This window comes from Streptomyces sp. A012304 (genome assembly GCF_026008495.1).
In the GTDB taxonomy this organism is placed as follows: Bacteria; Actinomycetota; Actinomycetes; order Streptomycetales; family Streptomycetaceae; genus Streptomyces.
In genome coordinates this window covers 70,127-82,017 of sequence record NZ_BQUN01000097.1, presented here as the reverse complement: position 1 = coordinate 82,017, position 11,891 = coordinate 70,127, and the positions used below count along the sequence as shown (strand labels likewise).

Here is an 11,891-nt window from a genome sequence, read left to right as displayed (position 1 = left end):
CCCCGGCAGGGACCTTCGGCCCTGTGCCCCGGGTCCGCTGCCGTTGGATGCTGGTGGGACCGGTCGGTACCCGGGTGAGGAGGAAAGCGATGCCACACACCGTGGAATGGAAGGTGCGTCTCCACCTTTTGGAGGACGACGAGGGAACGACGACGGCACGCGTGGTCCTGGACACCGGCGCCGCCGCACTCACCGGGCACGGGTCCGCGCACTGCCATCCGGCGGACACGAACGTGCCGGAGATCGGCGACGAACTGGCGGCGGGCCGGGCCATGAGCAACCTCGCCCAGCAGCTGCTGAACGCCGCCGAACGCGACATCGCGGGCGCGGGCGCGTCCCGTCAGGACATCGAGGGCGCCGGCGCGTCCCGACAGGCCGCCGGGTGGCCCCTGTGACCCGGACAGAGAACAAGCGGTGAGGAGAGGGAGGCGACCATGCGGGCTCACCTCGGCGACCGACTCGTCGTCGAAAGCCCGGCGACCGGCGCCACCAGGCGCGACGGCGAGATCGTCGGACTGCACCACGAGGACGGAACCCCTCCCTACGACGTCCGCTGGTCGGACACGGACGAAGTGACGCTCGTGTTCCCCGGGGCGGACGCGCACATCCACCATGTGGAGCAGGCACAGCCCGGCACCGCCCGGGAGTCCTCCCGGGCGGCCACGGATGAGGCGGGGACCGTGCCCGCGGCCGCTGTGTGGGCCGGAGCCCCCAACCCCGGCGACATCGGCCGGCGCGTGGCCGTCGAACGACACAGACAGCGGCTCAGCCGGGAGGAAACGGCCCGCCGCGCACGTATGTCGCCCGACTACCTGGAGTATCTGGAGGACCAGCCCGCCGACCCCAGTGTGGCGACGCTCATCCGGCTGGCCGACGCGCTGGGCACCAGCGTGAGCGCCCTGCGCGGGGGAGGCATGGACCTCCCACCCGGTCAGGGCCGTGCCCTGCTCAGCCCTCGGCTGCGGGACCTCGGCGCGGATGAGTGCCGCAGCCTGCTCTCCACGCACGGCGTGGGGCGCATCGCCGTGTCGGCGTCCGACGGCCGCCCGGCGGTCGTCCCGGTCAACTACGAGGTCGTCGATGACGCGATCGTCTTCCGGACCACGCCCGGTTCCCTGCCCGCCGCGGCCGTGGGGCGGGAGGTCGCCTTCGAGGTCGACCACGTGGACGAGGCCCTGAGCCAGGGCTGGAGCGTACTCGCCGTCGGCCCCGCGAGCGTCGTCACGGACCCCGACGCCGTGAGCGGACTCGTCCGACGGGCCCACACCACGCCGTGGCCGGGCGGTGAACGCACCATGTGGGTGTCGATCCGGCCCACGAGCCTGACGGGCCGCCGCATCACTCCGGCCGATCAGTAGGCGGCCGCGGGCAGTCCCGCGGGGCGGCCAGGCAGCCGCCTCAGGGGCCGATGTGGATGTGGGACGCCCACAGCCCCGGCATGCGGGGGTAGGCGGCGCGCAGTTCGCGTACCGTCTCGTGCAGGGCCAGGGCGGGGTCGTACGCGCGCGAGGTGAGACGTCCGTAGAAGCTCTTGGTGGCCCTCACCGCGACCTGGTCGTTCACGCGCCACAGCGTGCCGACGACGTCCCGGTATCCCGCCACGGCCAGCGCGGCGCCGAAGTGGGTGGACTCGTCGGGCAGCAGGGCCGAGTTCTGGGTGGTCTCACAGGCCGACAGGAAGGCGAGTTCGGCGTCCGGCAGGTCCAGCCGCAGCACGTCGTCGGTCGAGAAGGGACGCTCCTCGTAGTCGTGCAGCAGCAGCACCGTGCCGTCGTGCGTGTTGACGCCGTGACCCGCGAAGTGCAGCCACGGATGGCCGGCCAGTTCCCGTACGACCGCGTCGTGCGTGGCCTCGGCGCCGCGCAGCGTACGGGCCGCGGGGAACAGGCCCGCCAGGAAGTCCGCCTCCGCGCCGGCACCGGGCAGCGACGACACGCCCGCCGTCTTTGACATGCTGACGACGAGTGGCCGGCGGTCGGCGGCGGGTGTGCGGCGCCGGCCGCGTTGCAGCAGCCGGACCGTCGGGGCGTACGACGACACCGCCAGGTCCAGCAGTGAGGGGCCGCCGGGGACGGAGGCCGCGTGCAGGGGGAGGAAGCACAAGGGGCCGGAGGGAACCCACCACACCCGTCGCGGCTCGTCCCCCGGCGCGAGTCCGGCCGGCTCCAGGACCGGCGCCACCGCGGACTCCCACAGTGTCTCCAGCACGTCACCGACCGAACGCTGAAGCCGCAGGTACTCCCCCTGGTCCCGCGCGGCCAGCGCCGTCTCGCTCTCGGTGAGGGCGCCGTACAGCGTGCGCACCATCTCCTCGACCTGGGCGGCCGCCAGAAGGGGCAGCTGTACGACGTGTGTTCCCTCGGGCCGGAGCACCAGGGCGTCTCCGCGCAGGGACCCGGTGTTGAACAGGACGACGGGCTCCCCGTCCCGGGCCGCCGCCGCCAGTTCGCCGTGCCGCGGGGCCCGCCGGAACCGTTCGAAGCCCTCGACCGCCCGGATGCGTTCCGCGACCCGGTCACGCCGGGCGAGCAGACTGCGCCGACGGTCGGCGTGGTCGGGGCGGATGGCGTCCGTGCCGGTGTCGAAGCGGTGCAGTGCGTCGGCGGCCGCCCGGTACTCGTGTGCGAGGGCGGGCGCGATCCGTGCGAGGTCGGCCGTCTCGGTGCGGTCCCCCAGCGTCTCGTGCAGCAGGATCGCGCGGTTCTCCTCCAGGGCGACCACCGCCTGCTCGGGCTCACCGGCGGAGACGAGACAGGTCACCAGGTCGGCGAGGAGGCCCCGGGCGTGCAGCAGCCAGTGCCGGCGGGCGGAGGCGGGGATGCCGAGGCGGTCCTGATCGCGGGCCAGCTCCAGCCCCGCCCGCAGCTGGTCGGCCGCCTGTGTCCACTGCTGGTCGCGCATGGCCAGCAGGGCGTAGGAACGCACTGCCTTGATCTGCCGGAACGGCCCCTCGTTCCCCGTGTCCGCCGTGGCGGCCGCGCCGAGGGCCGCCAACGCCGGCTCGACCGCGTCGGCCTGCCCGAACAGGGCGGCGCCCATGCCCGCCGAGCCCAGCAGCTGCTGCCACTGGCCCTGGAGCTGGGGATCGTGCGCGGAGGCCGCGACCCGCCGGGCCGCCTCGGCGCGGACCTCCGCCAGCGTCGCGTGATCCGAGCGGGCCATGGCCAACAGCAGCCTGGCCTGTGCCCGGTACAGCCGCACGCCGCTCACCAGCTCGGCGCGGTCCGGCTGGTCCGGTGACGCCGTCGTCGCCGTGTCGGCGATGTCGTCGCTCTCCCCGAGGAGGGCGCCGGCCCGCGCGAAGACGTCCAGCGCCTCCGTGAGATCGCGTTCCGCCTCGTCCGTGCCCGCCAGGGCCAGCGCCCGGCGGGCGAGAGCGTGGCCGAGGTGCATCAGGATCGTCGCGGGCAGGTGCTCGCGCTCGGGCGACGCGCCGTGCGCGACCAGGCCCCACGCCTCGCGCAGGGCCGCGATGCCCTCCTCCACGTCGTCGGTGCCGCAGTTCACGCCGTACATGTCGTACTTGTACTGGTGGGCCAGCGTCAGGGTCCGGCCCAGGTCCATCAGATAGCCGGCCCTGTGCTCGGTGTTCTCCGCGGGGACCTCGTCGAGGGCGAAGCGCAGGTTCACCACGGACCGGTGTACGTCGTCCCAGACGCCCGAGTGCACGAAGCGGACGTTGAGCAGACGGGCGTGCTCACCCCAGTAGAAGGCGGAGAGCAGCTTGTCCTCGTGACCCAGCAGTTGCCTCGCCAGGGCACCGGCGAACCCGGCGTCGCTGAGGGCGGTCATCGCCTCTTGAAGGAGACCGGGATCACCCGTGGCGTGGAAGCGGCGTTCCTGTCGCTCCGCCTCCGCGAGGCCCGCGAGCTCCATCACGGCGAACTCCGCCGCCGCGGAGGCCTTCAGCCTGCCGCTCTCCTCGGGCGAGGCGGCGTGCAGCGGTCCGACCACCTCCAACCACCGCCGCACACTGGGCAATTCGGGTTCGCCGCCGGTGCCGGCGTCCTGAGCGCCGAACGCCGGGGGCGGTGCCGCCGGGGCGGAACGTGTCGCCTTGGACGGCGCCGCCGGGGCGGACCGGGCCGGGCGGGCCGGGGGTGGGGGCTCCTCCCCGATGGACCACAGGAACGCGTCCACGTCCGCCTTGAGGTGCTGGTCGTAGAGGTTCCCGGACACATGGCGCGCGTCCTCCACGACGTCGTCGCCGGCCACACCGCCCCGCAGCGCCACGAGGTGCCGTTTACCCGCCAGGTAGTCGGTGAAGGGCCGTTGGTCGCCGCGCCGCCGACGGCGTGCCGTGGGCAGGTGTCTGCCCTTGCTCAGCACCTCGGCCTCGCGCAGCACGGCCAGCGGTTGGACGGCGAGCTGGGAGTGCTGGAACAGCAGCCACAGATCGTGGTCCGTCGCGCCGGCCTCGTCCCCCAAGTGCCGCCAGCGCGCCCGGTGCAGCCTCGCCAGGCGCTGCAACACCGCCGCGCACAAGGTGTAGCTGTCGCGCGCCCGTAACAGGATCCACGGCACCCCGGCGGTGAGCGACCTGTCGAACAGCCGCGCCGGGTCGCGTGCCCCGACCACCTCGTCGATCCGGCGGACGAAATCCGCCACCAACTGCTCCGGCTTCCTGGCCAATCACCGCTCCCACAGCGTGACTTCAGTGCCGCAGCGTAACTTACCGATTGTCACTGCCGACTTCATGGAAACGGGCCTGCCGATGCCGCTTCCCTCCACCGTCGTCCAGCTTCTGCTGGTCGTGGTCGCCGTACTGCCGGGCATCACCTACCAGTTCGTACGGGAGCGCGGGCGCGGCCCGGTCCCCGGGGAGGCGGAGACCGGGCACCGGATCCTCAGGGCGCTGACCGCGTCGGTGGTGCTGGACAGCCTGTACTTCGCCGTGCTCGGCCCGCATCTGCTGGAACTGTTGCAGCCGGCCGGCTACCCCGCACGGACGCGGGACGGGGCCCTCCACGCGCTGCTGCTGCTCTTCGTCGTGCCGGCGCTGGGCGCCACGCTGGTGTCCTGGCGTGAGCGGCGCAGGCTGCGGGGGCGCTACCGTCCCACACCGACCGCGTGGGACCACGTCTTCCGCGACCGGGGGGCCTCCTTCGTGCGCGCCCGCCTCAAGGACGGTACCTGGGTGGGGGGTTGGTACGGTGGCCAGTCGTACGCCACGTCCTATCCGCAGCCGCCGGAGCTGTATCTGCAGTCGACGTGGCGGATGGCCCCCGACGGCAGTTTCGTCGGCCGGGTCGAGGGCACGTCGGGTCTTTTTCTGCGGGCGGAGGACATCGACATACTGGAGCTGCTCGAACCACCGTCACCTCCGAGCCCTTGAACCGACCGGCCTCGACCGCGCACAGGAGAACCTCACCATGGCACAGGGCAGTACTCCCGACGACGGCCTGACCCCCGACGAACTGGATCTGCTCCTCTTCCCCGGCGAGCCCCGGGGCTACTCGCCGGCCTCGTCGGAGCCCGAACCCGAGCAGGCGCCGCAGGGGCCGGCGGGAGCCTCCCCCACGGCACCGGACACGACGTCGAGCACGACGGCGCCGGAAGGCACCTGAGCCCGCACCGCCGGCCGCGAAGGAGTCGCTGGTCGACAGCGGTCTCAGCCGGAGAGGACCGCGGTCTCATTCCTGTGCGGGCACGGTGCCGGCCTGACCGCCGTCGAGGATGTCGTGGAGCCAGGCTCGTTCGGCGCGGCTCATGGCGCGGGCGGTGATGAGCATGCCACGGCGGTAGGGATCGGTGATCTCCTCCGCCCGCAGGGGGCGGTCGCCGTCGTAGAAGAAGCTCGCGGGTGCCTCCAGGAACTCCAGCCGCCGGCGCAGTACCGCGTGCTGCTGCTGGATGTCGGGGAGCAGGGAGAGGAACGCCAGGACGGTGAAGAAGCGGGCCTGGTCGGTGATCTCGTGCTGGGCAGGGTCGCGCAGGCGGCGCAGCAGCTCCTCGCGTCCGGCGTCGGTGAGGGTCAGCACGTACTTCTGCGCGGCGGCGGCGCCCGGTTCGGTGTGCCGGCTCAGCAGACCGCGCTTCACCAGGCGGTTGATCGCCGGATAGAGGCTGCCGTCGCTGACCGGCCGAGTGTGGCCGGACAGCTGTTCGACGCGACGGCGCAGCTCATAGCCGTGCAGCGGTCCCTGCGCGAGGTGTCCCAGGATCACGAGCTCCAACACGCCTCCATGGTCGCACAGCGAGCCGATATACCACGGTTCGAGGTGTCATGGTCGACGGCACGGCGCGTCCTCCGCGGCTCGGCGGGCGGACGGCGGAGGCAGGCGGGCCGGGAACGGGGGCGCCGGGAAAGAGAAAAGGCAAGGGAGCCTGCTGCTCCTTGCCACTCTCAACGTATAGCGCACCGGGGGGCTTGCGGCAAGGCCCCCGTGGTGCCGCAGAATCACCCGCCGAAGCGAGGATCCGCGGGAACAAAAGGGGGATTGCAGTGATCGACGTGATCGTTGCGGGCGGTGGACCGACCGGGCTGATGCTGGCCGCCGAGCTGCGGCTGGCCGGGGTGCGGGTGGTCGTGCTGGAGAAGCTGGCCGAGCCGACGGGGCAGTCCCGTGCGCTCGGCATCCATGTGCGCACGGTCGAGGTGATGGACCAGCGCGGACTGTTGGACCGGTTCCTCGCGGCCGGTGAGAAGTTCACGATCGGCAGTCTCTTCGGCGGCATGGCCAAGCCGTGGCCGGAGCGGGTGGACACGGGCCATCCCTACGGCGTCGCCGTCCCGCAGACCGTCACCGAGCGGCTGCTCGACGAGCGCGCCGTCGAACTCGGCGCCGAGATCCGGCGCGGCTGCGAACTGGTCGGGCTCAGCCAGGACGAGGAGGGGGTGACCGCCGAGCTGGCGGACGGCACGCGGCTGCGCTCGCGCTACCTCGTCGGCTGCGACGGCGGACGCAGTGCGGTGCGCACGCTGATCGGTGTCGGCTTCCCCGGTGAGCCGGCCAGGGTCGAGACGCTGCTGGGTGAGATGAAGGTGGCCGTACCGCCGGAGACGGTGGCCGCCACGGTGGCCGAAGTCCGCAGGACCCAGCTGCGGTTCGGCGCCATGCCCCTCGGGGACGGGGTGTACCGCCTCGTCGTACCCGCCGCGGGGGTGGCCGAGGACCGTACGGCCGGGCCGACCCTGGAGGAGTTCAGGCAGCGGCTGCGGGAGACCGCCGGCACCGACTTCGGCGTGCACGCGCCGCGTTGGCTGTCCCGGTTCGGCGACGCCACCCGGCAGGCCGAGCGCTACCGGGCCGGCCGGGTGCTGCTGGCCGGCGACGCGGCGCACATCCACCCGCCGACCGGCGGGCAGGGGCTCAACCTCGGGATCCAGGACGCGTTCAACCTCGGCTGGAAACTGGCCGCCGAGATCAACGGCTGGGCGCCGGACGGGCTGCTGGACAGCTACCACGCCGAGCGGCATCCGGTGGCCTCGCGCGTGCTGACCGGCACCCGCGCGCAGATGGCGCTGCTGGGGACCGATCCGGGGGCGGCGGCACTGCGGGAGCTGTTCTCGCGCCTGCTCGACTTCGAGGAGCCCAACCGGTACATCACCGAGATGATCAACGGGCTCGACGTCCGCTACGACTTCGGCGAGGGCCACGAACTGCTCGGCCGGCGGATGCGGGACCTGGAGCTGAAGCAGGGCCGCCTCTACGAGCTGACGCGCGAGGGCCGCGGGCTGCTGCTCGACCGGACCGGCCGGCTCTCGGTGGAGGGCTGGGCGGACCGGGTCGACCACGTCGTCGCCGTCGGCGAGGAACTGGACGTGCCCGCGGTGCTGCTGCGGCCGGACGGCCATGTGGCCTGGGTCGGTGAGGATCAGCGGGATCTGCTCGGCCGCATGCCGAAGTGGTTCGGCGTGGCGGCCGGTTGAGCCCGACCGCACCCGGTCCGCCCGCCGACGGCCTCCCGCGCGGGCCGTCGGGGGGCGGACCGGCCCTCGGTCACCGCGGTGACGGGCCGGGCCAGACCGCCGAGGCGTCGTCGCGGTGGGGGTCGGGCAGCCGGATCGGGCGGACGGGGACGGTCCGCCCGGCTCCGTCGGTGACCGCCGTCCACGGCGCGGGGTGCCCGGAGTAGCAGAGGGTGGTCAGGACGAACACGCCGTCGGCGTAGATCTCGACGTACTCGCCGATGGTCAGGACGCGCAAGGTGGCCGCCGGTGCGGTCAGGACGGTCTCGCCGATGCGGGCGCCGTCGGGCCCGCTCACCCAGAGGTTCTTGCCGTCGCAGCCGACGGTGAGGGCGGGGCGCCCGCCGTCGGGAACGTCGGTGCGCAGGGTGATCTCGACGGGGCCGGACAGGGGGAGGTCGCCGACCGCGTGCAGGACGGGCCGGTCGGTCTCCTCGCCGAGCCAGGTGTCGAGGCCGGACCACCACTGGAGGCGCGGGGCGTCGTCCTCCGGGGTGACCAGGAGTTTCGGCTGGGCGATCATGCCGCGGCAGCGCTCCCCCGTGTCGGTGAGGCCGACGCGGCGGGGTGTGGTGTGCAGGACGACGCGGGAGCCGTCGGGCGCGGTGACCACGCGGGGGGCGTAGGCGCCGGTCGGGCCGAGGGGGCCGCGGCGGGTCCAGGGTCCGCGCAGGCGGGGGGCGGTCCAGGCCTCGAAGCCGCGCGTGGCGCCGATGGAGCCCAGGAGCAGCCAGCTGCCGTCGTCGAGGCGTTCCAGGACCGGGCACTCCAGTTCGTCGACGTCGCCGGGTGAGACGAGCGGCGGGTGGACGGTCCAGTGCTCCAGGTCGTCGGAGGTGGCCCAGGCGACGCAGCCGCTGACCTCGACCGGGAGTGAGGCGTCGGCGGCGCAGACGACCATGACCCAGCCGTCGCCCTCGTCGTCGCGGACGACGAAGGGGTCGCGCCAGCCCATGCGTTCGCCGGTGCGGTACCAGCGCGCGTCGGCCTCGACGACCGGTGCGGTGCCGTGCCGGCGCCAGCCGGTGCCGTCCGTGCGCTCGGAGTAGGCCAGGCCGACCGTCTGGAGCGGCCAGCCGCCCGCCGTCAGCCCGCTGACCCCGGTGTAGAACATGGCCGTTCCGGCGCCGTGCCGTACGGGGTGCATGGTCCACACGGCCTGCTGGTCGAAGCGGCCGGGAAGGCCCGTGCCGAAGCAGGTGCCGGCGGGCTGCCAGGAGACCAGGTCGGTGGAGACGGCCCGCCCGTAGGAGGTCTCCATCCGCAGGTGGTCGAACTCCTGCGTCCAGGGCCCCTGGAGGTGCAGCACGGCATAGGTGCCGTCGTCGTCGCGCAGGACGGCGAAGTCGTTCACCACGAGGCCGGGCGGGGCGTATCGCATGCACACTTCCTGTCGGCTCACAGTGCCCAAACGCGTGCGCTGACCACTGAAGATGAATGTCTCGCTTGAGAATCGGCCCAAGTAAATATGAACGCAAACGCTTGCGCAACAGCGAGGTCGGGTTTACGGTCTCGTCACTCACAGATCACATCGACGTGAAGCCAACGGGAGGAAGTGCGCCGTGACGGTCAGCATCAACGACGTCGCCCGCGCCGCCGGGGTCTCGGCGTCCACCGTGTCGCGCGCACTGCGCGGCCGGCAGGGCGTGTCCGAGGAAGTGCGGGCCCAGATCGCAGCCGTCGCGGCCCAACTGGGCTACACGGCCTCGCGGTCGGCGTCCAGTCTGGCCAGCGGGCGCACGTTCACCATCGGCGTCGTCGCGCCGTACATCGGCCGCTGGTTCTTCGGAACCGTGCTGGACGCCGCCGAGCAGGTGTTCAGCGCCGCCGGCTACGACGTGCTGCTGTACAACCTGGGCACGCCGGAGGCACGCAAGCGTTTCTTCACCAAGCTGCCCGTGCGCAAGCGGGTCGACGCCGTGCTCTCCCTGCTGATCCCCGACCAGGAGGAGGCCGCCGCCCTGCGTTCCCTCGGGGTGCCGCTGGCCGGCACGGTCGGCGGGGCACGGCCCGGTTTCACGGTGGTCGGCATCGACGACCGGGCCGGAGCGGAGAGCGCCGTACGGCATCTGGTGAACCTCGGCCACCGCCGGATCGCCATGATCTCGGGGGCCAGCGAGCCGCTGCACTGGACCACCCCCGTCGAACGCCGCCGGGCGTACCTCGATGTGCTGGCCGACGCGGGTATCCCCCATGACCCGGCGCTGGAGGCGGACGGCGGCTACACCGTCGAGGGCGGCGAGCGGGCCATGACCGAGCTGTTGGCCACCTCCCGCCCGCCGACCGCCGTGTTCGCCCAGTCCGACGAGATGGCGATGGGCGCGCTGCGCGCTCTGCGCCGTCACCGTCTGCGGGTGCCCGACGACGTGTCCATCGTCGGTTTCGACGACCATGAGCTCGCCGAGGTCGTCGGGCTGACGACGGTCGCCCAGCCGGTCGCCGGCCAGGGCGCCGAGGCCGCCCGGCTGCTGCTGCGGCAGCTCGACGAGCCGGACACCGGGACGCCCGGCCATGTGCAGATGCCGATCCGCCTCGTCCTGCGCGAGACCACCGCCCCGCCCAACCCCCGCGGGCCGCAGTAGATCCCCGGCCGCTCATCGAGCCCCACACCCCCCGCACCCGAAGCACCCAGCAGTTGCGAACCCTCACCCCCGCACCGAGCACGGAGGCACCCACCATGAATCCCCGACCCAGAAGGCACCGGCACGCGGCTTGTACGGGCCTGGCCCTCGTGCTGCCCCTGGCCGCTCTGGCCGCCTGCGGCGGCGGAGGCGGCACCGACGCCTCCGCCGAGGCGGGCAGCGGCAAGGGCACCATCAGCGTGTGGGCCCACCAGGGCCAGAAGAGCGAGGCCGCCGCGCTGCAGAACGCGGTGAAGTCCTTCAACTCCTCGCAGAGCGCGGTCAAGGTCGAGCTGAGGCTGATACCCGAGGCCGACTACACCAAGACCGTCACCGCCACCGACGCCTCCGAGCTGCCGGACGTCCTGGAGTTCGACGGCCCGACCATGGCGAACTTCGTCTACAACCGCAAGCTCGCCGCGCTCGACTCCTACGTCTCCGCCAAGACCATGGCCAACGTCACCGACGCCGCCAAGGCGCAGGGCGAGATCGACGGCAAGCACTACGGCCTCGGCATGTTCGACTCCGGGCTCGGCGTCTACGGCAACAAGCAGCTACTGGACGCCGCCGGTGTCACGTACCCCAAGGGTCTGGCCGACGCCTGGACGGCCGAGGAGTTCACCGCCGCGCTCGCCGCGCTCAAGGCGAAGGACGCCGACGGCAGGGTCCTCGACCTCCAGGAGAGCGGCGGTCTCAACAACGAGTGGGGCACCTACGGCTTCGCCCCCGTCGTCTGGTCGGCCGGCGGCTCCCTCCTCAAGGACGGCAAGGCGTCCGGCGCCCTCGACACCCCCGCGGTGGTGTCCGCCCTGAAGACCTTCCAGTCCTGGAAGCCCCTCGTCGACCCCAACACCGACGGCAACGCCTTCACCAAGGGCCGTGTCGCCCTGAGCTGGGTCGGCCACTGGATGTACCCCGGGTACAGCACGGCCCTCGGCGACGACCTCGTCGTGCTGCCGCTGCCCGACTTCGGCAACGGCCCCAAGACCGGGCAGGGTTCGTGGGCCTGGGGCATCGGCGCGAACACGAAGAACGCCAAGGCCGCCGGCGCCTTCCTCGACGCCCTCCTGAACGACACCAACGTCACCGCCATGACGACGGCCAACGGCGCGGTGCCCGCCACCCGGACCGCGCTCGCCAAGAGCGGGCTCTACAAGCCGGGCGGCCCGCTCCAGCTCTTCGCCGACCAGCTCGCCAAGCCCTGCGGCGACCGTGACATCACCAAGTCCTGCGTCGCCGTCACCCGCCCGGTGACCGCCGGATACCCCGTCGTCACCGCGAAGTTCAGCGAGGCACTGAACTCCGTCTACGGCGGCGCCGACCCCAAGAGCGCCCTGAGCAAGGCCGCCCGCTCCATC

10 protein-coding genes are annotated in these 11,891 nt (G+C 72.8%); 7 read left to right on the top strand and 3 right to left on the bottom strand.

Annotated features, from left to right (window positions below; all coding sequences use genetic code 11):
- Nucleotides 1–89 precede the first annotated feature (89 nt).
- Both ALMP_RS22585 and ALMP_RS22580 read left to right on the top strand, forming a co-directional pair.
- Complete coding sequence (locus ALMP_RS22585; RefSeq protein WP_264931100.1) at nucleotides 90–395, top strand: DUF1876 domain-containing protein; 306 nt, start codon at nucleotides 90–92, stop codon at nucleotides 393–395.
- 39 nt (nucleotides 396–434) lie between these two features.
- The gene (locus ALMP_RS22580; protein ID WP_264931099.1) at nucleotides 435–1,358 is read left to right on the top strand and encodes a pyridoxamine 5'-phosphate oxidase family protein; all 924 of its coding nucleotides are present in this window, start codon (nucleotides 435–437) and stop codon (nucleotides 1,356–1,358) included.
- A 40-nt stretch (nucleotides 1,359–1,398) separates the two neighbouring features.
- Here the strand turns inward: ALMP_RS22580 and ALMP_RS22575 are convergent, their stop codons facing one another.
- Nucleotides 1,399–4,632, bottom strand: coding sequence for a CHAT domain-containing protein (locus ALMP_RS22575; protein ID WP_264931097.1), 3,234 nt, complete (start codon nucleotides 4,630–4,632; stop codon nucleotides 1,399–1,401).
- Nucleotides 4,633–4,714: 82 nt separating this feature from the next.
- Between ALMP_RS22575 and ALMP_RS22570 the strand changes: the two genes are divergently transcribed.
- Together ALMP_RS22570 and ALMP_RS22565 are read left to right on the top strand one after the other, a co-directional pair.
- The gene (locus tag ALMP_RS22570; RefSeq protein WP_264931096.1) at nucleotides 4,715–5,335 is read left to right on the top strand and encodes a DUF6338 family protein; all 621 of its coding nucleotides are present in this window, start codon (nucleotides 4,715–4,717) and stop codon (nucleotides 5,333–5,335) included.
- Nucleotides 5,336–5,372: 37 nt separating this feature from the next.
- Nucleotides 5,373–5,567, top strand: coding sequence for a hypothetical protein (locus ALMP_RS22565; RefSeq protein WP_264931095.1), 195 nt, complete (start codon nucleotides 5,373–5,375; stop codon nucleotides 5,565–5,567).
- A gap of 66 nt (nucleotides 5,568–5,633) precedes the next feature.
- Here ALMP_RS22565 and ALMP_RS22560 read toward each other — a convergent pair whose 3' ends face one another.
- Nucleotides 5,634–6,179: a PadR family transcriptional regulator gene (locus ALMP_RS22560; protein WP_264931094.1), complete on the bottom strand. Its 546-nt coding sequence runs from the start codon at nucleotides 6,177–6,179 to the stop codon at nucleotides 5,634–5,636.
- Between the two features lie 266 nt (nucleotides 6,180–6,445).
- On the opposite strand from ALMP_RS22560, the gene rox reads away from it, so the two are divergent.
- On the top strand, nucleotides 6,446–7,873 hold the full coding sequence (gene rox / locus ALMP_RS22555) for a rifampin monooxygenase (protein ID WP_264931093.1): 1,428 nt from the start codon (nucleotides 6,446–6,448) through the stop codon (nucleotides 7,871–7,873).
- A gap of 70 nt (nucleotides 7,874–7,943) precedes the next feature.
- On the opposite strand, the gene ALMP_RS22550 is transcribed toward rox, so the two are convergent.
- A complete protein-coding gene (locus tag ALMP_RS22550) occupies nucleotides 7,944–9,293 on the bottom strand; it encodes a mucin-1 (RefSeq protein ID WP_264931092.1) in 1,350 nt (449 codons plus the stop codon).
- A gap of 181 nt (nucleotides 9,294–9,474) precedes the next feature.
- On the opposite strand from ALMP_RS22550, the gene ALMP_RS22545 reads away from it, so the two are divergent.
- Together ALMP_RS22545 and ALMP_RS22540 are read left to right on the top strand one after the other, a co-directional pair.
- Nucleotides 9,475–10,494, top strand: a complete 1,020-nt coding sequence (locus tag ALMP_RS22545) for a LacI family DNA-binding transcriptional regulator (RefSeq protein WP_264931091.1) — start codon at nucleotides 9,475–9,477, stop codon at nucleotides 10,492–10,494.
- Between the two features lie 95 nt (nucleotides 10,495–10,589).
- A partial coding sequence (locus ALMP_RS22540) for an extracellular solute-binding protein (RefSeq protein WP_264931089.1) occupies nucleotides 10,590–11,891 on the top strand: 1,302 nt, incomplete at its 3' end.